Below are 26,952 nucleotides of genomic sequence, written 5' to 3' on the forward strand. Positions count from 1 at the left end.
ATTAAAAAAAATGTATCTTTATAATATGTAAAGCCCCAAACGTTAATAGAATGAAAAATAAGGTTACTCCAAAAACTAATCTTACCGATTCAAATAAACTTGTGAAATCATCTCAAGTACTTTCAGATAAACTAAATAATAAATATTTTACTTTTTTCGAAAACGTACCAGTGGCTTTATGGATTGAGGATTTTTCAAAAGCAAAAAAACACATTAGTAGTCTAGCTAAAGAAAATAATACGAGTATTAAAGACTACTTAGCAAATCATCCAGCTGTAATTTCAAAGTTATCATCATTAGTTGAGATTAAAGATGTAAATGCGATCGCTGTTAATTTATATAAAGCTAAAAGTAAAGCTGAACTATTAAATAATTTAAATACAGTTTTTACAAAAAAATCTATAGAAGGTTTTTCAAAATTAATTAAGGCAATTTTAAATAAAGAGAATGTAGGCGAAATAGAGTCTATTAACAAAACATTAGAAGGAAATGAATTTAACGTTGCAATTAAGTTTAATGTACTTAGTGGAAGTGAAGAATCACTTGAGAATGTTATTGTTTCTATTGAAGATATTTCAGAAAAAGTAAGAGCTAGAACTGTACTATTTGAAAGTGAAAAAAGATATAGGCAAGCACAAGCAATTGCCAAAATTGGAAGCTGGAGTTATAAATTTTCTTCAAAAAAAACATATTGGTCGGATGAAGTATATAAAATTTTAGGAGTTAATGAACGTAATAAAGAAATAAATCTCGATTTTTATTTATCATTTGTTCATACAGATGATCGATTTTTAGTCAATAATTTTAGCATAGATTTTTTGTTAAAAAACCAAACTCAAAATTTACAGTATAGAGTTCAATCAAATCTTGGAGAATTAAAATATATTAATGAAAAACGAAGTGTTATTGTCAAAGATGAAAAAATTATAGAAGTAATAGGAATTTGTCAGGATATTACTGAAACTGTAATCAATGAAAAAAAGTTAAATACTACTAAAAATCTTTTTTCAAACACACTATCAAGTATAAAGGATGGATTTGTTATTTTAGATTATAATTCTAATTATTTATATGTTAATAAGGAAGCTGCAGATTTATTAAATGTAAAGAGTCCTCAAAATTTAATAGGTAAACATATTTGGACTGAGTTTCCTGAAAAAGAAGGAGATACTTTTTTTGACAATTACCATAAAGCGCTAGAAACAAGAAAACCGATACGTTTTGAAAATTATTTTAAACCTTGGAATAGATGGTTTGAAAATAGAATTATTCCTTCAAATGAAGGGATGCTCTTGTTTTTTCATGAAATAACAGATAAAAAGGAGTCAGAAAATAAAATTAAGGAAGCTTATAATATTATTAATAAAAGTTCAACTATTGCAATTTTATGTAAAAACGAATGGGATTTTCCAATTGAATTTGTCTCTGAAAATGCCTTAGGTTTATTTGGATATACCAACAAAGAGTTACTATCAAATGAACTAAAAATTGCAGAATTAGTGCATCCTGATGATTTAAAAGAAATTAGCAATCAAATTTTTACCATCTTAAAAGACTCAAATTTTGAGGCTATTAGACCAGAACCATTTAGAATTATTACAAAAAAAGGTGAAATAAAATGGGTTAGATCAAATATTGATACCGTTAGAAATAAAAACAATGAAATAACACATATTCAAGGAATTACTGAAGATTATACTGAACAGAAATATACAGAAGACTTATTATTTGAACGAAGTCAACGGTTAAAAGATCAATTTAATAATACGCCGTTAGCTTCAATAATGTGGGATGTAGATTTTAAAATTGTAGAATGGAATGATGCTGCAGAAAGAATTTTTGGGTACACAGCTGAAGAAGTAAAAGGAAAAGAATGTAAAGATTTATTGACACCTCCACATTTGCTAGACCATATGAAAGAGTTAAGAGAAAATTTATTTTCTCAAGAAGATGGGCTTAAAAACACCAATGAGAATATAACAAAAAGCGGAGAAATAATAATTTGCGATTGGTATAGTGTTGTCTTACGTGATGTTCAAAATAATATTGTTGGAAGTGCTTGTTTGGTTGATGATATAACAGACAGAAAGAAAACAGAAAATTTACTCTTTGAAAGTAATCAACGCTTTACAGATCAGTTTAATAATACGCCATTAGCGTCCATAATTTGGGATGTAGATTTTAATGTGTTGGAGTGGAATAATTCAGCACAAAGAATATTTGGTTACTCGTCAGAAGAGGCCAAAATAAAGCCAATTAAAGATTTAATAACACCTCCTTATTTAGAAGTTGAAATGAAGGAGATGCTAAAAGAATTGTTAAAACAAAAAAAAGCGTTTAGAAATACAAATGAGAATGTAACTAAATCAGGAGAACTCATAACTTGCGATTGGTATAATGTAATTTTAAAAGATGCTCAAGGAAATTTAACAGGAGTTGCCTCATTAGTTGATGATATTACCGAAAGAGTAAAATCAAAAGAATTACTACAAAAGTCTGAACAGAAGTATCGAGATATTTTTGAAAAAACAATTGATGCTGTTTTAATTATAAAAGATGGCGTTTTTGTGGATTGTAATGCATCAACCTTAAAAATGTTTGGATATAAAGATAAGGCATCATTATTCCAATTACATCCATCAAAAATTTCACCAGTAAAACAAAATAATGGAATAAATTCGTACATAAAAGCTGAAGAAATGATTAAAATTGCTCTTGAAAATGGGAGTAATAGATTTAGATGGCTGCATAAACGGAAAAACGGACAAGTATTTCCTGCGGAAGTATCTTTAACAAGGATAGATGATATTGATAATACCGATAGAATTCACTCAGTTGTTGAAGATATTACTGAAAGAGTAAAAAAGGAACAACTTGAAGATGTTTTATACAATATTTCAAAAGCCGCTCTTACTATTAATGATTTTAAAAAATTTGGTTATTTTATAAAAGTTGAATTAGAACAAATTATAGACACAAATAACTTTTATATTGCAATTTATAATGAAGAAACCGATATTATAACAACCCCAGTTTTTGTTGATGAAAAGGAAGATGTTGAAGAGTTTTATGCTGAAAATTCATTAACAGGTTATGTTATAAAATCAAAAAAGCCTTTGCTATTAACGAACGAAGAACATGTAAGTTTAATAGAAAAAGGAGAAGTATCTTTAGTTGGTTTGCCTACAGAATGTTGGTTAGGCGTACCTTTAATTATCAAGAACAAATCAATAGGTGCAATAGTTGTTCAAAGTTATGATAATGAAAATGCTTACAATGAAAATGATGTTCAATTATTAGAATTTGTTGCAGATCAAATAAGTACAACAATTCAGCGTAAAAAAGCTGAAAACGAATTAACAGTTGCCTTAAAAAAAGCACAAGAGTCAGATAAGTTAAAATCATCGTTTTTAGCAAATATGAGTCACGAAATAAGAACTCCTATGAACGGAATCATTGGCTTTTCTGAATTGTTTTTAGAACCAAATTTAACAGATAAAGAAAGAAATAACTACGCTCAAGTAGTAATTAATAGTAGCAAACAATTATTATCTATTGTAAACGATATTTTGGATATTTCAAAAATTGAAGCAGGGGTAGTGCAGTTGGACTATGAACCTATTAATTTAAATCAATTATTAGATAGGATGTATGGATTTTACAATCCTAAGGCTTTAGAAAATAATTTAGAGTTGAATTGTAAAAAAGGGTTGGGAGATGTTGAAAGTTTTATTGAAATTGATCAAACTAAATTAAGTCAAATTTTAACAAACTTATTATCCAACGCTTTTAAATTTACAGATAGCGGTAGCATCAAATTTGGTTATGAATTGAAAGAAAATTACTTGCAATTTTTTGTAAAAGATACAGGAGTTGGCATTGAATATAATCTACAAAATAAAATTTTTGATAGATTTATACAGGCAAATACACATTTAAGTAAAAAATTACAAGGAACCGGACTTGGACTATCAATTTCGAAAAAATTTGTTGAGTTATTTAAAGGGAAAATATGGGTAGACCCAACAAATACGCAAGGAACTACCATCTTTTTTACAATACCTTATATAAAATCAGCAAAAACAACAAAAATAACTTCTGTTTTTGAAACAGATTTAAAACCTAAAAATGAAGTGAAAGATTTAAACTTAACTATTCTAGTTGCTGAAGATGAAGAGTATAATATGATGTATATCAACGAATTATTTTCAAAAACAAATTTCAATATTATTGAAGCAGAAAACGGAAAAAAAGCAGTGGAGTTATTTCTTAAGAATCCAGAAATAGATTTAGTATTAATGGATATTAAAATGCCTATTATGGATGGTAATGAAGCAATGAAAATAATTAAAAAGGAAAAACCTTTAATACCTGTGGTTGCACTATCCGCTTTTGCAATGGAGTCAGATAAAAAAGCCGCAATAAAAGAAGGCTTTGATGCTTATTTAACAAAACCAATTGATAGAAAATTACTTTTTAATATTATTGATAAATACGCAAATTAATACAGTTACTACTGAAAAATAAATTTATTTTATTAATTTTAGGTAGTTCGATCTCACATATATTTATAAGTAAAATTGGATATCTAAAAACAGCATTAACAACACAATTCAAACTTTTTTAAAGGAATAACCCAAAAGAGATGCTATACTTATGAATAAATGTATAAGCAGCTCATTTAAATTAAAAGAGTAATAATAGAAAGATTTAACTACTTTAGTATTTAAGTAAATAAATTGAATGTCATATTCAAAGAAACATACGCTAGATCCAACTAATTGGATAGAACTGCACTCAGATTATTTGTATAATTATACAATTAGTAGAATTAATAATCATGATGTAGCAAAAGATATCATACAAGACACTTTTTTTGCAGCACTCAAAGGAAAAGATAACTTTAAAGGAAATGCAAGTGAAAGAACATGGTTAATTTCTATTTTGAAACGGAAAATTATTGATTATTATCGAAAAATAAACTCAGCTAAAGGGAAAGCAGAAGTTAGAATGAATTTTTATTCAGATGGCGAAAGAGAAGGACAGTGGATTGAAGAACGTGTTCCAAGTACTTGGGATGCTGAGGTTGAAAAAGATATTGAAAATGAAGAATTGAGTAAAGCTATTGAAAAGTGTTTGGGTTTTTTGCCGGAAAAGTATGCTATAGTGTTTAGAATGAAAACTATACAGCAATTTGAAACAGAAGAAATTTGTAATGAATTAGCCATAACTTCGTCAAATCTTTGGGTTATTATTCATAGAGCTCGAACTCAATTAAGAAAATGCTTGGAAGATAGTTGGTTTAAAAATTAAAAAATACTATTATGAAAATAAGCTGCGATAAAGCAACTAAAATTTGTGATAAGCAACAGTATAAAGAAGCTTCGTTATGGGAAAAAGCTCAATTAAACTTGCACTTATTTTTATGTAAAAAATGTGGTCTTTACTCAAAACAAAATGTCGTATTAACCAAATGTTATAATAAGTATAAAAATGTTGAGAATAGAAATACAAAATGTTTAAGTAAAGAAGATAAAAACCAACTAGAAAATAAGCTAAAAGCAAAATTATAGCATACTAATTAATTATTTTTTCAGAACATTATGAAACTAAAAACAAAGGCGTTTCTTTTAAATATTGTTATTTTTTTTGTAACATTTTTAGTTATCCACTTTATATTAAATTATTTTTTTAAAGATTTAAAAGGAGCATATGTAGCTGGTATTTCAGGAGGATTAACAGCAATGTTAGCTCCTAGAGCTAAAAATATTAAAACACAAAGTGGAGATCATATTCAAATGACTTGGATTTTCTCAAAAAAAGTAAGAACGTAAATCTTACATTTTTTTAAATAACTTATAAATTATGAACTTTTTACCTGATAATATTGACAACTATATCGTTCATCATTCGCAACAAGAACCAGCTATTTTAAAAGAATTAAACAAAGAAACTTGGCAAAAGGTTTTAAACCCAAGAATGTTGAGTGGTGCTTTTCAAGGAAGAGTTTTATCCATGATTTCTAAATTAATAAACCCTAAAAATATTCTTGAAATAGGTACTTATACAGGTTATTCAGCTTTGTGCCTAGCTGAAGGTATGCAAAAAACCGGAACATTAATTACAATTGATAAAAATGAAGAGTTAGAGGATTTTTCTAAAAAATATTTTAATAAATCAGACTTTCAAAATCAAATACTTCCATTAGTTGGGAATGCTTTAGATATTATTCCAACACTAGATAAAAAATTTGATTTGGTTTTTATTGATGCTGATAAGTCTAATTATGTAAATTATTTCAATTTGATAATTGATAAAATGAAATCAGGTGGAGTAATTCTTTCAGACAATGTTTTATGGAGTGGAAAAGTGGTTGAAAATCTTGAACCAAAAGATATCGACACTAAAACTCTGTTAAAGTATAATCAATTATTAAATACAGACGATAGAATTGAAACTGTTTTGCTGCCAATTCGTGATGGTTTAACCATTAGTAGAGTAAAGTAGACTTATTTATTTCTTTTAATAGGTCCGGTAATTTCATCAACAATAGTGTCTTTTACCTTGCTTACGGGCTTTGTATAATCGTCGAAGTTATCTTTTACTTTACTTATTTCTTTTCTGATATTTTTCACAGCGTCAATATCAATATCATTTTTGTCTGCGCTATTTTTAATTTCTCTTTTAATATCATTAGTAGCATCTTTAATTTGGCGCATACCCTTTCCTAGTCCTCTGGCAATTTCAGGAAGTTTATCGGCACCAAATAACATAACTACAATAAGTAGAATTACAAATATTTCAGCTCCGCTAATAAATAAAAACATGACAAGTTATTTTGGGTGCTAAGATAGTTAAAAAATTGTTCGAAAACATATTGAATTTAAATTGTCGAAGTTAAAATTAGAATAAACTTTAGTTTATTTTAGACTGTCTATCATACATAACAATACTTCCTGCTACAGATACATTTAAGCTTAAAGTAGATTTAAATTTCACTAAAAAATGTGACTTATCAATAGCAGCTTTTGATAATCCGTGGTCTTCAGCTCCTAATAAATAAACACATCGTCTTGGATGTTTAAATGTTTCTAAATGCTCTGCTTTTTCATTTAATTCAACACCAACTAACATAGCTCCTTTGGGTAAATTTTTGTAGAAATCATCAAATGTATTATAATGAAAATAGGGCATTGCACCAGTAGCTTTATGAGTATCGCAGGCTTGTTTTGCATATCTATTTCCAATAGTAAAAATAAAACTAGCGCCCATATTCTGTGCAGACCTCCACAAAACACCTAAATTTTCAGGTGTTTTTCCATTCTGAATTCCAATACCAAAAAATCCTTGTTCTAAATTATTTACCATCTAAAATAAAAATCTTATTTATACCTCCAACTAGTTAAATCAGCACCTTTTGGAGCGCTTTGAGCAATGCGTTTCATTATTTTAGGAACATACATAGAGTTATAGCGAAGACGAGAAATAGCATTTGGATTTTCGGGATCACCGTTCCAGCAATGTTCGGCTCTATCACCATATTCAATTTCGCCATCATAATAAGGGTCAGTTGTACTTTCCAAAAAATCTTCCATTAAATACACAGCATTATTTAAATAATAGTTATCCATATCACCGCAATAAATATGAATTTTTCCTTTTAATTTCTCACCTAGTTTATCCCAATCTCGCTCTAGAATATGTTTTAAATCGTAATTTTCTTTCCAAAAATTTGCAACTTCATGATTAATTTCTCCGGTATATTTATCCCATATGCGAGTTGGATAACCTTCATTATTTTGTGGGGAATAGGTAGCTTCCCAAATATCCCATTGCCCACCAGATCTCGAATTGTCACCTAAAACTAATTCTAAATGATTTGATTCCTTTACTGTTGAAGAAATATTTCCTAAATAATCTCTATGAGCCGGAACTTCAAGTTGTTTGTGTTCGCTTTCATAGTAATAAGCATTTATGTCTTCGTAAATATTGGTCAAGCAATAGGCTTGAAAATCGATAGGGTCAGGGCAAGCAGCGAAACATCCATTATATTCATCTGGATACTTTACTTGAACGGCTAAAGCTTCCCAACCACCAGTAGAGCCACCATATAAAAATCGTGACCAACCTTTTCCAATTCCTCTAAATTCTTTTTCAATATGTGGAATTAATTCATAAGTAATGGCATCTCCATAAGGCCCCTGATTGGCTGAATTAACGGCATAAGAATCATCATAGTATGGTGTTGGGTGTTGAATTTCTATAATAATAAAACGCGGAAAATCTGGTTCGTTCCAACGCTTATAAAAATCATATGCTTCTTGTTGCTGAATTATATTGTAGCCATCTAAATCAAATCTTTCCGAATATTCAGGTTTCATTTCTTTATCAGGAGGTGTTGTTCTAAATCCACCAAAATCAGTTGGGAAATGGCCATGAAATATCATTAATGGGTAATTAGCTTCTGGATGGTCTTCAAAACCTTTAGGTAATAAAACATGTGCCCCCAAATACATGTCTCTACCCCAAAATTTTGATAATTTTTCCGACTTAAATTTAATGTGTTTTATCCATTCTGTATCTTCAGGTTGTTCTATTTCTGGTATTATTTTATCTAAACTAATTTGAACATTTTTTATTCCTTCTGAAGTAATTGTTATTTTTTGAGGAGTACTATATAAGTTCCCTGGAGATCGATTCCATTGTTGACCTTCTCCATTATCCATAGGAAGTTTCACGGTATGTCCTGTTTCTAAATTGAAAGTTTCATACACGTGTAACAAGGCTTGAATATAATATTCACCCGGTTTTAGATCTTGTAAACTACTCAAAGGAAAACCAAATATTGTTTCATCAAATAGTACGTTTTGGTTAGCTTCTAAAGCATCAACATTTTGTCCGAATATTAATTGATTATTCAGTCCTTCACCAATTTGAAATCTAGGTTCATTGTCATTATTTGTTGAAAGCATTAATAACATTCTACCATCTAATTTTTGTGAGCTTAAAGTTTCTGATAATGAAACATTAATAGTTATTTGAGGAGTATCTTTTTGGTTTGAAGTGCAACTCGTTAAATATGCAACGAGTAAACAATAGAATGCGAATTTTTTCATTAGAGAGAAAGATTAGTTTGAAGTTATTAAGGTATAAAATTTTAATTAAAATTTACTTCCTTGTAAGCATTCTCTTGATTTCATTTAGTTTCATTAATGCTTCAATAGGTGTAAGCGTATCTATATTTGTAGTTAAAATCTCTTCTTTTATATTTTCTAGTAAAGGATCGTCTAGGTTAAAAAAGCTTAACTGCATTTCTTGGTCTGAAGCATTTTTTAGTGTTTCTTTTATCTCTTCATTTGTATGATTTTTCTCTAGCTGTTTTAACATTTTTGTCGCTCTATGAATTACAGAACTTGGCATACCTGCTAATTTTGCAACATAAATACCAAAACTATGCTCACTTCCACCAGGAACTAATTTTCGTAAGAAAATAACTTTATCTTTTAATTCCTTTACTGAAACATTGAAGTTTTTAACACGCTCAAATGTATTTGTCATATCATTTAATTCGTGATAATGTGTAGCAAATAATGTTTTTGCTTTTGAAGGATGTTCGTGCAAATATTCAGCAATTGCCCAAGCAATTGAAATACCATCGTAGGTACTTGTTCCTCGTCCAATCTCATCTAAAAGCACTAAACTTCTTTGAGAAATATTATTCAAAATACTTGCGGTTTCATTCATTTCTACCATAAAAGTAGATTCACCCATAGAAATGTTATCGCTTGCCCCAACTCTTGTAAAAATTTTATCAACTATACCAATTCTTGCGTGTTGTGCTGGAACATAACTTCCCATTTGGGCCAATAAAACAATCAATGCTGTTTGACGTAAAATAGCTGATTTACCACTCATATTTGGTCCAGTAATCATAATGATTTGCTGTAAATTTCTGTTTAAAACAACATCATTTGCAATATACTCTTCTTCAATTGGTAATTGTTTTTCAATCACAGGATGACGACCGTTTTTAATTTCTAAATCGGTGCTTTCATCTAATTGCGGACGCACATAATTGTACTGTTTGGCAATTTCTGCAAAAGAGCTTAAACAATCTATTTGAGCAACTAATTGGGCGTTTAATTGTATTGGTTGTATATAATCGAGCAAATTGCTAATTAATTCAGAAAAAAGTTCATGTTCAAGTTTACTTATTTTCTCTTCAGCACCTAAAATTTTAGTTTCGTACTCTTTTAATTCCTCCGTAATATAGCGCTCGGCATTTACCAAGGTTTGCTTGCGAATCCACTCTTCGGGAACTTTATCTTTATGTGAATTACGAACCTCAATATAATATCCAAAAACATTGTTAAAAGCTATTTTTAAGGATGTAATTCCTGTGCGCTCAATTTCACGCGCCAACATAGCATCTAAATAATCTTTTCCTGATGTTGAAATTGCTCTAAGTTCGTCTAATTGATTCGATACACCACTCGCAATAGCGTTTCCTTTATTAATATTTACAGGCGCATCTTCATTTAAGGTTTGAGTAATTTTTTCTCTAAGCGTGTTACAATTTTGTAATTGTTCGCCAATAATTTTTAAAGATTCATTATTGCTTTTTTCAGCAGCTTCTTTTATAGGAATTATAGCATTTAGAGAGTTTTTAAGTAGCACAACTTCACGAGGATTTACTTTACCTGTTGCTACTTTTGAAACCAAGCGTTCAATATCACTAATTTGCTTAATTTGATAAGTTGCTAATTCAAAAAAATCATCATTATCAATAAAATATTTTACAATATCATGGCGTTTTTTTATTCTATTGATATCTTTTAAAGGCAATGCTAACCAACGTTTTAACAATCTTCCACCCATTGGTGAAATTGTTTTATCAATAACATCTAAAAGCGTAACAGCATTTACAGAAGTTGAATTATATAATTCTAAATTACGAATGGTGAAACGATCCATCCAAACGTAATTATCTTCAGAAATACGGTTAATCACCGATATATGATCTAGTTTATTATGTTGAGTTTCTGATAAATAATAGAGTACAGCACCCGATGAAATAATACCTTCATTCAAGTCATCAACTCCAAAACCTTTTAATGTTTTTACTTTAAAATGATTGGTTAAAGTTTCTACCGCATAGTCTGCTTGAAAAATCCAATCTTCTAAATAAAACGTATAAAAACGATCTCCAAACAACTCATTGAATTTGTTTTTGTGCTGCTTTTGAACCAACACTTCACTTGGATTAAAATTTTGAAGTAGTTTATCAATATATTCTGAATTTCCTTGAGCCGTTAAAAACTCGCCAGTTGAAACATCTAAAAAAGAGATTCCAATATGTTTTTTGCCAAAATGAATAGCGGCTAAAAAATTATTATTTTTTGATTGTAAAACCTCATCATTTAAAGCAACTCCTGGTGTTACTAATTCTGTTACTCCACGTTTTACAATAGTTTTTGTCATTTTTGGATCTTCCAACTGATCACAAATAGCAACACGCATGCCGGCTTTTACCAACTTTGGTAAATAAGTATTTAAGGAGTGATGTGGGAAGCCAGCCAAGGCAGTTTCTGTTTCACTACCAGCACCTCTTTTGGTTAAAATAATTCCTAAAACTTTCGCGGCTTTTTTGGCATCTTCACCAAAAGTTTCATAAAAATCACCAACTCTAAACAATAACATAGCATCAGGATATTTTACCTTAATAGCATTGTATTGTTTCATTAAAGGTGTGACTTTCTTGGTTTTCGCTGCCAATTTTTAAGAATTTAGATTAGTTTTGCGAAGTTAATTATTCCGTTTTAAAGATAAACGAATTTATGAGAAAATTAAAGAACAGTGAATTAGAAAGATTGAATATTGAGGCATTTAAAAAAGCCTCTAAAATTCCGTTAATTGTGATATTAGACAATATTAGAAGTTTGAACAATATTGGCTCTGTATTTAGAACAAGTGATGCTTTTTTAATTGAAAAAATTTATCTCTGCGGAATTACTGCAACACCACCTCATAAAGACATTCATAAAACAGCTTTAGGAGCTACTGAATCTGTAGAGTGGGAATATATTGAAAACACATTAAATTTGGTTGAACGACTACAAAGCGAAAAGGTATTAATTGCTTCAATTGAACAAGCTGAAAATAGCACATTGTTACAGGATTTTAATATTCATTCAAATCAAAAATACGCCGTTGTTTTTGGAAATGAAGTAAAAGGAGTGCAACAAGAAGTTGTTTCGGCTTCTAATTATTGTATTGAAATTCCACAATTTGGAACAAAACACTCGTTGAATATTTCGGTAAGTGCAGGCGTTGTTCTTTGGGATTTGTTTAAAAAAATCAGGTATTAAAATCCTAGAATTAGTTTTGCAATAAAGAAGAATAAGAAAATTCCAAAAATATCATTACTCGTCGTAATAAATGGACCAGTTGCAATTGCAGGATCAATATCTCGTTTATCTAGAATAATTGGAACAAAAGTACCAATTAATGAGGCTACAATAATTACAATTAGCATAGAAAGGGCCACAGTAAAACTAAATTTTAATTCCATTCCAGTTATAACCCCAAATAATATTACTAATAGTCCTAATACGCAACCACTTATTAAACTTAAACTTACCTCTTTTAAAAGTCTGTTAAATAAACTTCCTTTAATAATATCGTTTGCTAAACCTTGAACAACAATTGCAGATGATTGCACTCCAACATTTCCTGCCATCGCAGCAATTAATGGGGTAAAAAAGAAAAGTCGCTTATATTCTGGATTGGCCATGAACTCCTCATATCCTTCCATAATAAATACACTTCCTAAACCTCCAAACAATCCTAAAATTAACCAAGGCAAGCGAGCGCGTGTTAATTCTAAAATGGTATCATCCGCTTCAACATCTTCAACCAAACCAGCAGCCATTTGGTAGTCTTTTTCGGCTTCTTCTTTTATTACATCAACTATATCATCAATAGTAATTCTACCAACCAAACGACCTAATTCATCAACTACAGGAATCGCTTCTAAATCGTATTTTTGCATGATTTTAGCAACTTCTTCAGCATCTTCATTTACACTTACAGAATCTACATTTTTAATAAAAACATCTTTAATTGGTGATCTTGTTGAGGTTGTCAATAAATCTTTTAACGATAAACGACCTTTTAAAATATCATTATTGTCAACAACATAAATTGAATGCACTCTAGTTACTTCTTCAGCTTGTGCTCGCATTTCTTTAACGCAAGTTAGTACATTCCAATTCTCATTAACTTTCACTAATTCTTTCGCCATTAATCCACCCGCAGTATCCTCATCATAACGCAAAAGTTCTACAATATCTTTAGCATGCTCTTCATCTTCAATATGAGAGATTACTTCTTTCTTTTGTTTATCTGAAAGTTCTGAGATAATATCGGCAGCATCATCAGTATCTAATTCGCCAATTTCATCAGCAATTTCTTTTGAAGAAAGCCCTTTTAATATTTGTTCACGTGTATCTTCATCTAATTCAGCAATTACATCTGAAGTTTTATCGCTCTCTAATAATTTAATAAGATATAGTCCTTCAATATCAATATCTAATTCCTCAATTAGTTCAGCAATATCTGCATAATGGACTTCTTCTAATAATTTTAAAAGAGCACCATTATTTTGTTCAGCAACGAGTTGTTGAATTTCTTGAATATATTCTTTTGTAATTTCAAATTGCATCTTTTTCTATTTTAGAAGTAAGATTGATAAACTCTTGAACAGATAATTGCTCTGGACGTTTAGCAAAGATAACATCTTCTCTTAAACTATCAGATAAATTCAATGTTTTTAAACTGTTTCGAAGTGTTTTACGCCGCTGTTGAAAAGCTGTTTTCACAACTTTGTAAAATAATTTTTCATCAACCGGTAACGTGTAGTTTTCTTTTCTGGTAAGCCTTATAACACCCGAATCTACTTTTGGTGGTGGATTAAAAACAGATGGAGGAACTGTAAATAAGTATTCAACATCATAAAATGCTTGAGTGAGTACTGATAAAATTCCATATACTTTACTACCTTCTTTTTCAGCAATTCTTAGCGCTACTTCTTTTTGAAACATTCCTGAAAATTCTGGGATTTGAGACCTGTTTTCCAGCGTTTTGAATACTATTTGTGTTGAAATATTATATGGAAAATTTCCAATAATTGCTACTTGTTCATCCCCAAAAAATTCAGTTAAATCAATTTTTAAAAAATCTTTAGGAATAATTCTATCAGCTAAGTTTAAATAATGAGCTTTTAAATATTCAACTGATTCTTTGTCAATTTCAATTACATGAGTTGTATATTTTTTTTTGAGCAAGTATTTAGTTAAAACACCCATCCCCGGACCAATCTCTAGTACATTTTTATAGTTTTCACCAATTAAACTATTAGCAATTTGTTGCGAGATATGTTCATCATTTAAAAAATGTTGACCAAGATGTTTTTTTGCTCTTACATTCATAGTTAATTTTTTAGACTCATACTAAATTGTTCACTAATAACCTTTAATTCGGTTCTAAAAGCTACTATTTTATCTTTAAATAGTGTGATGGCTTCTTTTCTCAATTCAGGTGCATCCTCACGATAATATTTATGCAAAGTTTCAATGCTATCAGTTGTGTATTGAACAGAATAAGTAACTCCTCCCATTTCTTCATTTATTAAAACAAGACTCATTTTTGCATTAAGAAACTTGCCTGTTTCGAGCATTTTAGGAATGTGTTTTTCTTTCATCCACTGCAACCATTCTTTTTGAATTGACTCGTGAACATTAGTCGTAACATTATAGATATACATATTTTTTAGTTTATTTCGTCGCCTCTTAGTTTTCTGTATTTTTTACGTGCATCAACTAAATAAATACTTGATGGGTAATCGAATATAATTTTTTGATAGTACTCTTTGGCTTTTTCGATATTATTTAATTTATTTAAATACAGTTCAGCTAAATAATAATTGGCATCATCAGCTAAAATATCATCTTTATTAATTGTTATTATTTGAAAATAGTTGTTCATGGCCATTTCAAACATATTAGTTTTTTCAAATAATTGTGCTTGTTTAAAAAGTGCTTCATCTTCAATAGGATGGCCTTTATAGGTATTAATTAAAGTTTGTAAGGTATCTATGGCTTGGATATTTTTCTTTTGATAAGAAAGTAATTCTGCTTTTGCATAGGTTTTTAACGCTAATTTCAAACTGTCTTTTACGGCATTATCTGTAATGAGCAAGTTTAAATCTAATGCATCATTCGCAATTAATTGTGAGGTTGAATTTTTTAAGACCTTTAATTGTGATTGGGCCCATTTAAAATCACCCTTAAAATAGGAAGTTTGAGCAATTTTAAAACGTGCAGTTTGACCAATTGTATGATTTTTTAAACTGTTTTGAACTTGAGTATAATAAATTAAAGCACTGCTAAATTTATTTGTGAACACTAATATATCTGCTAGTTTTATTTTTAGTTCCCCTTTTTGAAATTCGTTTATAGGTAATTTTAAGGCCTTTTTTAAAATTGAAATTGCTTCTTTTGAATCATTTTTTTTGAAAGCTAAAAACTCTGCATAAATAGCTTGTATTTTTAAAGTATTTATACTTTTTCCGTATTGCGTAAAAAGTTCTTGAAATTGAGCATCAATGGTTTCAACACTAGCGTTTGTTTTCATGTCAATTTCCAATAAAAATAATTTGGCAACTAATTCATCGTTTATATTTGTGTTGTTTTCTAATACATATTGAAAGCTATTTTTAGAGGCTTCAAAATCTTTATTATTAAAAGCTATTTTCCCTACTTCTAGTATACCACTTAAACTACTTGAATTTCTTTTGAAGAGTGCCTTTTCTTGAATAAGAGCTTTTGAGTATTCTTTTTGTTGTATGAAAAGCCAACTCAATAATTCATTCCAACTATTTTGTGGATTGTTTTGAAGACGTTTTAGAAGTAATCGTTTTAAAGAAATATTATATTCGCTTTCAGGATCTTCAGTAATAAATTTTCCAATGTAAGTTTTTGAAGTTGAAAAATAGTTTTCACTGCTAGCAATTAGATCTAAATAGGTAGTAAACATATTTTCAATTTCACCTTTTTCACCATAAATAAAGGCTATTTGGAAATTATAATTCGTATTTGGGTTTAATTCCATACCCTTTTTATAAGCTAGAAGTGAGTAATCTAGTAAATGATTATCCTGAAACGCCTTTCCAACTAAGTAACCTAAGTTGGGTGTTTTTTCTATTGCTATCAAGGCTTTTTGATAAAAATATGTAGCTTTCTCATTTAAATGCTGTAGTTGATAACAATAACCTAATTCAACATATAAATATTCTTGATTTGGAAAATTTTCTAATTGCTTTGTGATGATTTTAGGTATTTCTTCAAAATTTTCTAATTGAAGATAACAGTCAATTAAATATTTAAAATATGTTGTGTTATACGCATGTTTTTCGTGTAATTCTTTATAAATAGAGGCGGCTTTTTCATATTCTCCATTCCTAAAGTATTGATATGCTAGTTGCGGTTCCTGAGCATAAATTTGCAAAGAAAAGAATCCTATTAAGATGATTAAGATAACACGCATTTATTAAATTTTTTCAATCAAAGATACTTAATCAAGTGTTAAAGTTTTTATAAAATCAAGTTATTTTCAAACTCGTAGTGTAACATTTTGGCACGGAAATTGTCTTCTTTTAAAAGAACAACTAAATTTTACTAAAATGAAAGAACTAATTAAACAATATGAAACTGCAAAAAAGAAAGCGATACAATTCATGCAAAAAGGACAAATAAACAACTATTTTGATGCTTTACTTGAAATGAATCATTACAAAAAAATGATAGTAGTTAGTGCTAATTAATGAACTCAAAACCACTATAGGGAACCAAAGCTTTTGGAATTTTTATTCCTTCAGGTGTTTGACAATTCTCTAATAAGCCGGCTAAAATTCTTGGTAGCGCCAACGAGCTACCATTTAGTGTGTGTGCTAACTCAGTTTTTCCTTTGTTGTTTTTAAAACGAAGTTTTAATCGGTTTGCTTGAAAATTCTCAAAGTTAGACACAGAGCTTACTTCTAACCAACGATCTTGTGCAGTTGAAAACACTTCAAAATCGTAAGTTAATGCTGATGTAAATCCTATATCACCACCACACAAACGTAAAATTCTATAAGGTAAATTTAATTCTTGTAAAATTCCTTTTACATGATTCACCATACTATCAAGCGCCTCATAAGATTTTGTTGGATGCTCAATTCGTACAATCTCAACTTTGTCAAATTGGTGTAATCTATTTAAGCCACGCACATGCGCACCATACGATCCTGCTTCACGTCTAAAACAAGGAGTATAGGCTGTTTTACAAATAGGAAAATCATTTTCTTTTAAAATAACATCTCTAAAAATATTTGTAACGGGTACTTCAGCAGTAGGAATTAAGTATAAATTATCTTGTGCGTCATGATACATTTGTCCTTCCTTATCTGGTAATTGACCTGTTCCAAAACCAGAAGCTTCATTTACTAAATGAGGTACTTGAACTTCGTCATAACCAGCAGCTGTATTTTTATCTAAAAAATAGTTGATTAATGCACGTTGTAATTTAGCACCTTTCCCTTTATAAACAGGAAAACCAGCACCAGTAATTTTATTTCCAAGTTCAAAATCTATAATATCATATTTTTTTGCTAACTCCCAATGTGGCAAAGCACCTTTATGTAATGTTGGAATTTCACCTTCTTGAAAAACAGTTAGATTATCTTCTTCTGAAGATCCTCCAGGAACAATTTCATTAGGAATATTCGGAATTAAATATAATAATTCTTGTAATTCGTTTGCTTTGGCTTGAAGATTTTCAGTTAAATTTTTAGATTTTTCTTTTAACTGAATCGTTTTTTGTTTTAAGATTTCTGCCTTTTGACGTTCACCTGATTTAAAAAATTGACCAATATCTTTTGATAATTTATTAGATTCAGCCAAAATAGCGTCTAATTCGGTTTGAATTGCTCTTCTATCTTCATCTGCCTGAAGCGTATTTGCAATTAATTCTTCGGCATTTTTTACATTTCTTTTTGCCAAGCCTTTTAAAACAATTCCTTTGTTTTCTCTAATAAACGCTACTTGTAACATTACTTTTCTCCTTTAATTGAAAGGCAAATTTAAGAAATTGAAGTGAAAACAAGCTAATTAGTTGCATTTGATTTTAAAGAAACGGTTTCTATTATTTTTGAAATAATTTGAGGCACTTCTTTTATGGTAAATTCAATATCAACTTTTAAAGAGTTGTTATTTGACTTTTTAATATTAAAACTTCCTTTTTTAATTGGAAAATAACCCGTTTCACCTTTGCAATAGCACAAACGACCAAAATATAGTTTTATAGTTTCAAGCTCATTTCCTATTAAAGAAATTTCATTAATCGGGTTGTCTAATTCAGCATATACAATTTCTGTATAATTACTGTCTTGAGTGTTGATGAGGGGTTTTTTGTTATAAGTAAATTTAAAAATAGATTTATTTCCTTCAGAAATTACTGGATATGCAATTCCGAATTCGTCTTTCTTAAATTCAATTGTTTTGTTAGGAATAAACTCAATCGAACATTCCCCATTTTTAGGACAATTTTCAGTTGTTAAAAACATATGTTGTGATAGTTCTATAACTGTATTTTTCGACGTTTTACAAGAAGCTAGAAACACGATACATAATAATAGAATATTCTTCATTTTTTGAATTTACAACAATTATGAATCAAAAAGCAAGCCATTAATAATTTCTAAAGATGTTTCTTTGTCTTTAGCTAATTGATATTTTAAAGATTCAACAGAATCGAATTTTTGTTCTTCTCTTAAAAAAGCTAAGACGTCAATTTGTATCACTGTGTCATATAAATTTTCATTAAAATCAAAAAAATGTACTTCAATAGTTTGATTTTTCCCACTCACTGTTGGACGATATCCAATATTCATCATGCCAAAAATAGTTGAATTATTAAAGCTCGATTGAACTACATAAGCACCTGTTTTAGGTAACAATTTATAGGTTTCTTTAATTTGAATGTTAGCTGTTGGATACCCAATTTTTTCACCTAAGTTTTTACCTTGCACAACAGTGCCAGTTAGCATATATGGGTAGCCTAAATAGTTGGTTACTTTTTCAATTTCTCCAAGCTCTAAAGCATTTCTAATTTTTGTTGAACTAATAGTAAAATTGGCAATTTCTTTTTTTGAAATTTCTTGAACATTAAAACCAAATTTTTCACCATACGATTCTAATTGTTGAAAATCACCTTTTCTATTTTTTCCAAATTTATGATCGTAACCAATTATTAATGTGTCAATATGTAAGGTGTCTACTAAAATATTTTTTACAAAATCTAAAGCCGTATAATTAGAAAATTCTTCAGTAAACTCTTGAATAATAAGCACTTCTAATCCTGTTTTTTCTAATATTTGAATGCGCTCATTAATGGTGTTAATTAATTTAATATTCGTATTGTTTTGTAACACCATTCTTGGGTGCGGGAAAAATGTTAATAATACCGAGGTTGTATTCGTTAAACGCGCGCTTTCTACTAAGTTTTTAATTACTTTTTGATGTCCTAAGTGCACACCATCAAAAGTACCAATGGTAACAAAAGTTTTTTTGTTTGATTTATAAGTAGCTACGTTTTTTAAAATTTTCAAAATTGAAAACAATATTTATTAAAATGAGTTTGTAAAAATACTTTAATTAATTAAAAAAAGCATAGTAATACATTTCAATTACATCAAACAACTATTAAAAACTTGTATATTTGTCAATTATACAGCAATTCTTTACATCAATATGATACATTTCAACCCTAAATATTTTATTTTAACTCTGTTATTAATTACAATATTGTTTTCTGCTCAAGCTCAAGATTCTAATGAGTTTTGGTTAAAAAGCTCTGCTTTAGAAAAAAGCTCAGAAAAAAAAGTATTGAGAAGATCAATTCCGTCTGAATTTGAGGTTTTTCAATTGGATGTAAATTCTATCAAAAATAAATTGGAGAATGCACCTAAAAGAGTTGCCGGAAAATCAAAAGCATCATCAACTATTGTGAGTTTTCCAAATGAGAAAGGAATATTAGAAGATTATGAAATTTTTGAAGCATCAATTATGGAAGAAAGTTTGCAGCAAAAATATCCATCAATTAGATCTTATGCTGGAAAAAGTATCAATAATCCAGGTTCAACTATTAGATTTAGTGTTACACCTTTAGGCTTGAATGCTATGATTTTCCATAGTACAGGTCAAGCTATTTTTATTGATCCTTATACATCAAACAAAGAGTCGTATATTATTTATTCTAAGAAAAATGTACCTCTAATAGATCCATTTGAGTGTAAGGTGGAAGATGTTAAATTAACCGCAAAACAAACAAATTCTGTACTAAATTCTAAAGCAGAAAATGCCGATGATGGAAATTTAAGAACTTTTAGGTTGGCAGTTGCTACTACCGGAGAGTACTCTCAATTTCATTTAAATAGAGAAGGAGTAAGTGCTACAGCAACAGATGCTGAAAAAAAAGAGGTAGTGTTAGCCGCTATTGCTAATACGATGACTAGAGTAAATGGTATTTTTGAAAGAGATGTTGCATTAAACATGCAATTAGTTGCGAACAATGCAGCTGTTATTTATTTGGATGGCGCTACTGATCCATTTACAAATAATGATGGTGGTACTTTAATTAATGAAAGTCAGACAGTAATAGATGCAAATATTGGGACTGCTAATTACGACATTGGTCATACTTTTAGTACAGGTGGTGGCGGATTAGCTCAATTAAACTCTCCCTGTACAACCAGTAAAGCCAGGGGTATAACAGGATCTAATAACCCAATTGGTGATACATATGATATTGATTATGTGGCTCATGAAATGGGACATCAATATGGTGCAAATCATACGTTTAATAGTGATTCTGGCGGATGTGGTGGTGGAAATAGAAATAATGCTACCGCTGTAGAACCGGGAAGTGGTTCAACAATTATGGCATACGCTGGGCTTTGTGCTCCTAATAATGTTCAGTCGGTGAGTGATTCTTATTTTCACTTGGTAAGTATTCAACAAATGTGGGCAAATATATCCGCAGGAAATAGCACTTGTGCAGAAATTACAACTACTAATAATAGTACACCAACAATTGAAGCATTGTCTAATTATACCATTCCAGTATCAACACCTTTTGTTTTGAATGCAACAGCAAATGATATTGATGGAGATAATTTAACCTATACTTGGGAACAATTAGATACGGAAGTAACCCTTCATCCTTTGCAATCAACAGCGACTGGAGGCCCTGCATTTCGATCTGTTGCTCCAAGTTCATCGTCTCAACGATTTTTCCCAGAACAAAGTACTGTAATTGCAGGAAGTTTAGTGACTACTTGGGAAGTGATTCCTTCAGTAGCCAGAACTATGCAATTTGGCGTTACGGTAAGAGATAACAATGCAGCAGCAGGTCAAACGGCGAGTGATGAAACTACGATCACTGTTGATGATACTTCAGGACCTTTTGTAGTTACATCACAACCTACAGCTGTAGTTTGGGATGCAGGAACTTCACAAACAGTTACTTGGGATGTTGCAAACACCAATGTTTCGCCTGTAAATTGCTCATTTGTTAATATTTTACTTTCAGAAGATGGTGGTTTAACGTATCCAATTACGTTGGCATCATCTGTTTCGAATACAGGCTCTTATGAAATTGTAGTTCCAAATAATGCGACTACAAAGGGAAGAATTAAGGTGGAAAGTGTAGGAAATGTATTTTATGCTTTGAATGAAGGAGCTATTACTATTCAAACTTCAGAATTTATCATGGATTTCACTTCATATAATGAACAAATTTGTAGCCCAAATGATGCGGTTTATACATTTACATATACTACATTTTTAGATTTTACTGAAGCCACTACGTTTTCTGCAGCTGACAATCCTGAAGGAACAATAGTTTCCTTTAATCCATCTTCTGCCACAGCAAATAATACCTTAGTTGAAATGACGATTACGGGTATTAATAACACGAATGTTGGGAATTATAATATTTCAGTTACGGGTACTGCTGCTTCAACTTCAAAAACAACAGTTATTAATTTAGGGGTGTATACATCAACATTAGTTGCTCCGTTATTAGTAGCTCCTGAAAATGACGCAACAAATGTTTTAAAACCATACCCATTAAGTTGGAATAGCGATGTAAATGCTTTGAATTATACTATTGAAATTTCGGAATCTAGTACTTTTTCATCTTTAACTGAATCGGCAACAATACCTACTAATTTGTACGAGCCAACTTTATTGCAATTAGATACTCAATACTTCTGGCGGGTGAAATCTATAAATGATTGTGGGGAAAGTAATTTTTCTGAAATTAATAACTTTACTACGGCAAATGAAGTTTGTGGATCTTTAGACTCGTCAGATACTCCATTAAATATACCTGATGATAATAGTGTAGGAGTAAGCTCTACAATAAATAGTGTTGAAAATAAGTCCATTACTGATATAAATGTTACTACTAATATTACTCACCCTTGGATTGGAGATTTAACTTTAACTTTAATTAGTCCAAAAGGAACTTCAGTTATTTTAGTTGCCAGTAGAACTGATGATGGTGATAACTATACAAGTACAACTTTTGATAGTGATGCCGAAAACCAAATATCCGATGGAACTGCACCATATAGCGGAGTTTTTCTCCCTCAAGGAAATTTAGCGATTTTTAATGGTGAAGAGTCTTTTGGAGATTGGACTTTAAAGGTTGTAGATAGTGGACCTGCTGATGTTGGACAAATTGATAATTGGTCTATTGAAATTTGTGGTGTAGTATTGCCAAGTGATAATGATAATGACGGAATAGATAATGCGATTGATAATTGTATCGATACTCCAAACGCAGATCAAGCAGATTCGGATGGAGATGGAATAGGTGATGTTTGTGATACAACACCAAATGGAGATGATGATAATGATGGTGTAGATAACTTAATAGATTTATGCCCAAATAGTGCAGCAGGAAGTTTAGTTGATGCTACAGGGTGTTTATTATTACCTTCAGATAATTTTAATATTGAAATTGTTAGTGAGACATGTCCAGATAAAAATAATGGGCAAATTAGCATTACAGCTAATGAGTCGCATAATTATTCAACCACAATTAATGGAGTAACAACTAGTTTTATAACAAATTTAACAGTTTCTGATTTAGCGCCAGGCACTTATAATTTTTGTATTTCTATTGAAGGAGAATCTTTTGAACAATGCTTTGTAACTGAAATTTTAGGAGGAACTGTTCTTTCAGGAAAAGCAAGTATTGAATCAGGTAAAGCTAATATAGAAATATTAGAGGGAACAGCACCATTTACTATTTATGTAAATGGAAAAGAAAAATTTGAGACTAATTCTACAGAATTTAACATAGATGTAAAGCATGGAGATTTACTTGAAGTTAAAACTGCAGTAGATTGTGAGGGGGTATATTCAAAAACTATTGAGTTATTAAGTGAAATAGTAGCATATCCAAATCCAACGAGAGGTGTATTTGAGATTGCTTTGCCACTTTTAGAAAGTGATGTGATGATTGAGGTTTATTCAATACATTCACAATTAATTTCTAAAAAAATGTATTCAATAACTGGTGGTAGAGTTCAATTATCTTTAGAAAATCAACCAAGCGGTTTATATATTGTTAAGGTATATGCAGAAGATCCAGTAATACTTAAATTAATAAAGAATTAATTAGGTTACTTAAATGTTTTTTTAATAAAATCATTCAGATAATTATAAAAAAATAGCAAGACTTTTCAAACAAAAAGTCTTGCTATTTTTTTATGTGTTAAGTACAGCATTAATTAAATACAAGCTAATATGTTTTTAATTTAATTAGTGATAATTTTTAGTTTCTTGTGACGATAATAAATACAGATTTACTCATTGTATTCTTTGAGTATTTCTTCAACTCCATCTAAAGTTACACGTCCATAAACTTTTTCTCCCACAAGTACTACCGGCGCTAAACCACAAGCTCCAACACATCTTAAACTACTTAATGAAAACTTTTCATCTTTGGTTGTTTCTCCAACTTTAATATTTAAATGTTCTTTAAATTCATCAAGAATTTTTTCGGCTCCTCTAACATAACAAGCCGTTCCTGTACAAATGTTAATTGGGTATTTTCCTTTTGGAACCATGGTAAAAAAGGAATAAAAAGTTACCACACCATAAACATGAGCTAAAGAAGTGTTTAAGTTTTCTGCCACTATACTCTGTACTTCTTCTGGTAAGTATCCAAATGTGGTTTGAGCTTTATGTAATACATTTATTAATTCGCCTTTTTCATTACCAAATTCGCTACAAATTGCTTCTATTTTGGCTACATTATTTTCGCATATTGTCATCATTGCTAATTATTTTTTATCTGTTTATTAATAAATTATTCTTTGGTAATTTCTATGTGATTACTCTTGTCGAAATAATTTGTATGTAATAAATGATGTGCTTTTTCGCTATTTGGAGCACCTAAAAAATCATCATATAGTTTTATAATAGATGGATTTTCATGAGATTTTCTTATTACCTTCGACTTGTCTTCTGCGTATAATGCTTTTTGCCTTGCTAATAAAATATTAGAATCTCCGTGATGTAAAGGTTGACCACCTCCACCAATGCAACCGCCTGGGCAAGCCATTATTTCAATCGCATGATATTCCGATTTTCCATCTCTAATTTCTTCTAAAAGTTTGCGAGCATTTCCTAAACCATGCGCAATTCCAATTTTTATTGGAGTTCCGTTAAAATCAATGGTAGATTCGCGAATCCAATCCATTCCTCTTAATTGCTGAAATTCTACTTTATGAAGTTTTTCTTTAGTGAATACTTCATACGCCGTTCTAACTGCTGCTTCAATTACACCACCAGTTGTTCCAAATATAACTGCTGCTCCAGACGATTCTCCCATTGGATGGTCAAACTCTGCAGGTTCTAAACTTTTGAAATCTATACCTGCTTGCTTTACAAGGCGCGCTAATTCTCTAGTGGATAATACAAAATCAACATCAGGGTTTCCATCTGTTGAAAATTCATCTCTACTACGTTCATATTTTTTTGCCAAACAAGGCATAATAGAAACAACAATCATATCCTCTCTTTTTACACCTAATTTATCAGCTAAATAGGTTTTGGCAATTGCTCCAAACATTTGTTGAGGTGAACGAGCAGTTGATGGAATGTCCTTCATATCTGGGAAATGATGTTCAAAGAAACTAACCCATCCCGGACAACAAGATGTTAATAATGGTAATTTTACTGTTTTATCTCCATTTAGATGCCTTGTTAATCTATCTAGAAGCTCTGTTCCTTCCTCCATAATTGTTAAATCGGCGGCAAAATCGGTGTCAAAAACATAATTAAAGCCTAGGTCTTTCAACGCTGCAGTCATTTTACCAGTAACTAATGTTCCTGGATCATATCCAAATTCTTCACCTAAAGCGGCTCTCACGGCTGGAGCTGTTTGAACAATAACAGTTTTTGAAGGGTCTGCCAAATGTCTAATTACTGTTTTAGTATGGTCTATTTCTGTTAGCGCTGCTGTTGGACAAACGGCAACACACTGACCACAATATGTGCATACACTTTCTTCTAAATCCATTTGAAATGCAGGAGCCACTACAGACATAAAACCTCTATTAATAGAAGATAGAGCTCCAACAGTTTGAACTTCATTACACATGGTTACGCACCTTTTACAGCCAATACATTTATCCATATCTCTTTTAATAGCTGCTGATCTGTCTTTAATGTAAGTGGATTGTTCTCCTTTGTAATAATAATGTCTAATTCCCATTTCTTGAGCCATACTCTGCAAATCACAATCACCATTTTTAGGACAAATCAAACAGTCAGATGGGTGATCACTTAAGATTAATTCCAGCACTGTTTTTCTGCTATTTAAAACTCTTATTGTTTGATTTTTTATTTTCATTCCAGGCGTACATTCAGTAGCGCAAGCTGGAACAAGATTTTTACGTCCTTCAACTTCAACAACACAAATTCTGCAGCCAGTTGGTTTATGTGTTACATTTAAATCGTGTAAATGCATATGGCATAGTGTAGGGATTTTAACCCCTACGCTTTTGGCCGCTTCAAGAATGGTAGTTCCTTTAGGTACTTGAAAATTTTTATTGTCAATTTTAATATTTATCGTATCCATAATACTTTCTTTTAACAAAAATTAATTGAGGTAAACAGCATCGAATTTACATTTGTCTATACATACTCCACATTTAATGCATATCTCGTGATTAATTATATGAAGTTTCTTTTTTTCTCCAGAAATAGCATTTGTTGGGCAATTTCTAGCACAAACCATGCAACCAATACAATGCTCTTCATCTATATAATATTTTAAGAAAGAAGTACATTGTCCGCTCGGACATTTGTGATCTTCAACATGAGCTTTATATTCTTCATAAAAGTTTTTCATTGTTGAAAGAATTGGATTTGGAGACGTTTGTCCCAAACCGCAAAGTGAGGTATCTTTTACAACTACACTTAAGTTACGAAGCAAGTCTAAATCTTCTGGCGTACCTTTATCATTGCATAATTTCACAAGCATTTCGTGCAATCGTTTGTTACCTATTCTGCAAGGTGCGCATTTACCACAAGATTCCTCAACTGTAAACTCTAGATAAAATTTAGCCATCGCTACCATACAATCATCTTCATCCATAATAATCATACCTCCAGAACCCATCATGGAACCTGCTTCAGAAAGGGAATCAAAATCTATAGGTAGATCTAAATCTTTTTCGGTTAAACAACCTCCTGAAGGTCCTCCAGTTTGAGCTGCTTTAAATTTTTTATCATTCACTATTCCGCCACCAATATCATAAATAACCTCTCTTAA

Annotated in this window: 22 protein-coding genes; 8 read left to right on the forward strand and 14 right to left on the reverse strand. The window is 30.4% G+C overall.

Features of this window, described 5'->3' with window-relative positions; genetic code table 11:
* Positions 1 to 50: 50 nt before the first annotated feature.
* The 5 genes from HKP59_RS11415 (at position 51) to HKP59_RS11435 (ending at position 6,507) form a co-directional block, all read left to right on the forward strand.
* Positions 51 to 4,505 (forward strand): PAS domain S-box protein, encoded by a 4,455-nt coding sequence (locus HKP59_RS11415; RefSeq protein WP_291806957.1) that lies wholly within the window; start codon positions 51 to 53, stop codon positions 4,503 to 4,505.
* Positions 4,506 to 4,743: 238 nt separating this feature from the next.
* Positions 4,744 to 5,313, forward strand: a complete 570-nt coding sequence (locus HKP59_RS11420; protein WP_291806960.1) for a sigma-70 family RNA polymerase sigma factor — start codon at positions 4,744 to 4,746, stop codon at positions 5,311 to 5,313.
* Positions 5,314 to 5,324: 11 nt separating this feature from the next.
* Positions 5,325 to 5,573 carry a hypothetical protein gene (locus tag HKP59_RS11425; RefSeq protein ID WP_291806962.1) on the forward strand — a complete coding sequence of 83 codons (249 nt, stop codon included), beginning with the start codon at positions 5,325 to 5,327 and terminating at the stop codon, positions 5,571 to 5,573.
* Positions 5,574 to 5,603: 30 nt separating this feature from the next.
* On the forward strand, positions 5,604 to 5,834 hold the full coding sequence (locus HKP59_RS11430) for a hypothetical protein (RefSeq protein ID WP_291806965.1): 231 nt from the start codon (positions 5,604 to 5,606) through the stop codon (positions 5,832 to 5,834).
* A gap of 31 nt (positions 5,835 to 5,865) precedes the next feature.
* Positions 5,866 to 6,507, forward strand: a complete 642-nt coding sequence (locus HKP59_RS11435; RefSeq protein ID WP_291806969.1) for an O-methyltransferase — start codon at positions 5,866 to 5,868, stop codon at positions 6,505 to 6,507.
* A 2-nt stretch (positions 6,508 to 6,509) separates the two neighbouring features.
* Here HKP59_RS11435 and HKP59_RS11440 read toward each other — a convergent pair whose 3' ends face one another.
* The 4 genes from HKP59_RS11440 to mutS all read right to left on the reverse strand — a co-directional run bounded on the left by HKP59_RS11440 (position 6,510) and on the right by mutS (position 11,775).
* Positions 6,510 to 6,827, reverse strand: coding sequence for a twin-arginine translocase TatA/TatE family subunit (locus HKP59_RS11440; protein ID WP_291806972.1), 318 nt, complete (start codon positions 6,825 to 6,827; stop codon positions 6,510 to 6,512).
* A gap of 88 nt (positions 6,828 to 6,915) precedes the next feature.
* On the reverse strand, positions 6,916 to 7,368 hold the full coding sequence (locus tag HKP59_RS11445; RefSeq protein ID WP_291806975.1) for an RNA methyltransferase: 453 nt from the start codon (positions 7,366 to 7,368) through the stop codon (positions 6,916 to 6,918).
* Positions 7,369 to 7,382: 14 nt separating this feature from the next.
* Positions 7,383 to 9,116: an alpha/beta hydrolase-fold protein gene (locus HKP59_RS11450; protein ID WP_291806978.1), complete on the reverse strand. Its 1,734-nt coding sequence runs from the start codon at positions 9,114 to 9,116 to the stop codon at positions 7,383 to 7,385.
* 52 nt (positions 9,117 to 9,168) lie between these two features.
* The gene (gene mutS / locus HKP59_RS11455; protein ID WP_291806980.1) at positions 9,169 to 11,775 is read right to left on the reverse strand and encodes a DNA mismatch repair protein MutS; all 2,607 of its coding nucleotides are present in this window, start codon (positions 11,773 to 11,775) and stop codon (positions 9,169 to 9,171) included.
* 62 nt (positions 11,776 to 11,837) lie between these two features.
* On the opposite strand from mutS, the gene HKP59_RS11460 reads away from it, so the two are divergent.
* Complete coding sequence (locus tag HKP59_RS11460) at positions 11,838 to 12,368, forward strand: RNA methyltransferase (protein ID WP_291806982.1); 531 nt, start codon at positions 11,838 to 11,840, stop codon at positions 12,366 to 12,368.
* Here the strand turns inward: HKP59_RS11460 and mgtE are convergent.
* Genes mgtE through HKP59_RS11480 form a run of 4 tightly spaced genes read right to left on the reverse strand, consistent with a single transcriptional unit; the run spans position 12,365 to position 16,605 of the window.
* A complete protein-coding gene (mgtE, locus tag HKP59_RS11465) occupies positions 12,365 to 13,723 on the reverse strand; it encodes a magnesium transporter (RefSeq protein ID WP_291806983.1) in 1,359 nt (452 codons plus the stop codon). The genes HKP59_RS11460 and mgtE overlap by 4 nt on opposite strands.
* Positions 13,713 to 14,489, reverse strand: a complete 777-nt coding sequence (gene rsmA / locus HKP59_RS11470; protein WP_291806985.1) for a 16S rRNA (adenine(1518)-N(6)/adenine(1519)-N(6))-dimethyltransferase RsmA — start codon at positions 14,487 to 14,489, stop codon at positions 13,713 to 13,715. The genes mgtE and rsmA overlap by 11 nt, the downstream gene beginning before the upstream one ends.
* 2 nt (positions 14,490 to 14,491) lie before the next feature.
* The gene (locus HKP59_RS11475) at positions 14,492 to 14,824 is read right to left on the reverse strand and encodes a DUF4286 family protein (RefSeq protein ID WP_291806988.1); all 333 of its coding nucleotides are present in this window, start codon (positions 14,822 to 14,824) and stop codon (positions 14,492 to 14,494) included.
* A 5-nt stretch (positions 14,825 to 14,829) separates the two neighbouring features.
* Positions 14,830 to 16,605: a tetratricopeptide repeat protein gene (locus HKP59_RS11480; protein ID WP_291806990.1), complete on the reverse strand. Its 1,776-nt coding sequence runs from the start codon at positions 16,603 to 16,605 to the stop codon at positions 14,830 to 14,832.
* A 136-nt stretch (positions 16,606 to 16,741) separates the two neighbouring features.
* Here HKP59_RS11480 and HKP59_RS11485 point away from each other — a divergent pair, with 136 nt between their 5' ends.
* Positions 16,742 to 16,882 (forward strand): hypothetical protein, encoded by a 141-nt coding sequence (locus HKP59_RS11485; protein WP_291806993.1) that lies wholly within the window; start codon positions 16,742 to 16,744, stop codon positions 16,880 to 16,882.
* Here HKP59_RS11485 and serS read toward each other — a convergent pair.
* From serS to HKP59_RS11500, 3 genes are read right to left on the reverse strand one after another with little or no spacing between them, the layout of a single operon-like run.
* Entirely contained in the window at positions 16,875 to 18,149 is a 1,275-nt protein-coding gene (serS, locus tag HKP59_RS11490) for a serine--tRNA ligase (protein WP_291806996.1), read from the reverse strand. The genes HKP59_RS11485 and serS overlap by 8 nt on opposite strands.
* A 53-nt stretch (positions 18,150 to 18,202) precedes the next feature.
* Positions 18,203 to 18,745, reverse strand: coding sequence for a hypothetical protein (locus tag HKP59_RS11495; protein WP_291806999.1), 543 nt, complete (start codon positions 18,743 to 18,745; stop codon positions 18,203 to 18,205).
* An 18-nt stretch (positions 18,746 to 18,763) separates the two neighbouring features.
* Positions 18,764 to 19,705 (reverse strand): bifunctional riboflavin kinase/FAD synthetase, encoded by a 942-nt coding sequence (locus HKP59_RS11500; protein ID WP_291807002.1) that lies wholly within the window; start codon positions 19,703 to 19,705, stop codon positions 18,764 to 18,766.
* A 142-nt stretch (positions 19,706 to 19,847) separates the two neighbouring features.
* Between HKP59_RS11500 and HKP59_RS11505 the strand changes: the two genes are divergently transcribed.
* Positions 19,848 to 23,786 (forward strand): reprolysin-like metallopeptidase, encoded by a 3,939-nt coding sequence (locus HKP59_RS11505; RefSeq protein ID WP_291807004.1) that lies wholly within the window; start codon positions 19,848 to 19,850, stop codon positions 23,784 to 23,786.
* 188 nt (positions 23,787 to 23,974) lie between these two features.
* On the opposite strand, the gene nuoE is transcribed toward HKP59_RS11505, so the two are convergent.
* The 3 genes from nuoE to HKP59_RS11520 all read right to left on the reverse strand — a co-directional run.
* Complete coding sequence (gene nuoE / locus HKP59_RS11510; protein WP_291807007.1) at positions 23,975 to 24,448, reverse strand: NADH-quinone oxidoreductase subunit NuoE; 474 nt, start codon at positions 24,446 to 24,448, stop codon at positions 23,975 to 23,977.
* Between the two features lie 32 nt (positions 24,449 to 24,480).
* Positions 24,481 to 26,256, reverse strand: a complete 1,776-nt coding sequence (locus HKP59_RS11515; protein WP_291807010.1) for an NADH-dependent [FeFe] hydrogenase, group A6 — start codon at positions 26,254 to 26,256, stop codon at positions 24,481 to 24,483.
* 21 nt (positions 26,257 to 26,277) lie between these two features.
* Positions 26,278 to 26,952: NADH-ubiquinone oxidoreductase-F iron-sulfur binding region domain-containing protein (locus tag HKP59_RS11520; protein ID WP_291807013.1), on the reverse strand; the 675-nt coding region annotated here is incomplete at its 5' end.

Source organism: Lutibacter sp., from assembly GCF_013041805.1.
GTDB lineage: Bacteria > Bacteroidota > Bacteroidia > Flavobacteriales > Flavobacteriaceae > Lutibacter.

Coding starts and splice junctions, on each gene's coding strand:
- HKP59_RS11415 (WP_291806957.1), top strand. CDS start 51: ATGAAAAATAAGGTTACTCCAAAAACTAATCTTACCGATTCAAATAAA.
- HKP59_RS11420 (WP_291806960.1), top strand. CDS start 4,744: ATGTCATATTCAAAGAAACATACGCTAGATCCAACTAATTGGATAGAA.
- HKP59_RS11425 (WP_291806962.1), top strand. CDS start 5,325: ATGAAAATAAGCTGCGATAAAGCAACTAAAATTTGTGATAAGCAACAG.
- HKP59_RS11430 (WP_291806965.1), top strand. CDS start 5,604: ATGAAACTAAAAACAAAGGCGTTTCTTTTAAATATTGTTATTTTTTTT.
- HKP59_RS11435 (WP_291806969.1), top strand. CDS start 5,866: ATGAACTTTTTACCTGATAATATTGACAACTATATCGTTCATCATTCG.
- HKP59_RS11440 (WP_291806972.1), bottom strand. CDS start 6,827: ATGTTTTTATTTATTAGCGGAGCTGAAATATTTGTAATTCTACTTATT.
- HKP59_RS11445 (WP_291806975.1), bottom strand. CDS start 7,368: ATGGTAAATAATTTAGAACAAGGATTTTTTGGTATTGGAATTCAGAAT.
- HKP59_RS11450 (WP_291806978.1), bottom strand. CDS start 9,116: ATGAAAAAATTCGCATTCTATTGTTTACTCGTTGCATATTTAACGAGT.
- HKP59_RS11460 (WP_291806982.1), top strand. CDS start 11,838: ATGAGAAAATTAAAGAACAGTGAATTAGAAAGATTGAATATTGAGGCA.
- mgtE (WP_291806983.1), bottom strand. CDS start 13,723: ATGCAATTTGAAATTACAAAAGAATATATTCAAGAAATTCAACAACTC.
- rsmA (WP_291806985.1), bottom strand. CDS start 14,489: ATGAATGTAAGAGCAAAAAAACATCTTGGTCAACATTTTTTAAATGAT.
- HKP59_RS11475 (WP_291806988.1), bottom strand. CDS start 14,824: ATGTATATCTATAATGTTACGACTAATGTTCACGAGTCAATTCAAAAA.
- HKP59_RS11480 (WP_291806990.1), bottom strand. CDS start 16,605: ATGCGTGTTATCTTAATCATCTTAATAGGATTCTTTTCTTTGCAAATT.
- HKP59_RS11485 (WP_291806993.1), top strand. CDS start 16,742: ATGAAAGAACTAATTAAACAATATGAAACTGCAAAAAAGAAAGCGATA.
- serS (WP_291806996.1), bottom strand. CDS start 18,149: ATGTTACAAGTAGCGTTTATTAGAGAAAACAAAGGAATTGTTTTAAAA.
- HKP59_RS11495 (WP_291806999.1), bottom strand. CDS start 18,745: ATGAAGAATATTCTATTATTATGTATCGTGTTTCTAGCTTCTTGTAAA.
- HKP59_RS11505 (WP_291807004.1), top strand. CDS start 19,848: ATGATACATTTCAACCCTAAATATTTTATTTTAACTCTGTTATTAATT.
- nuoE (WP_291807007.1), bottom strand. CDS start 24,448: ATGATGACAATATGCGAAAATAATGTAGCCAAAATAGAAGCAATTTGT.
- HKP59_RS11515 (WP_291807010.1), bottom strand. CDS start 26,256: ATGGATACGATAAATATTAAAATTGACAATAAAAATTTTCAAGTACCT.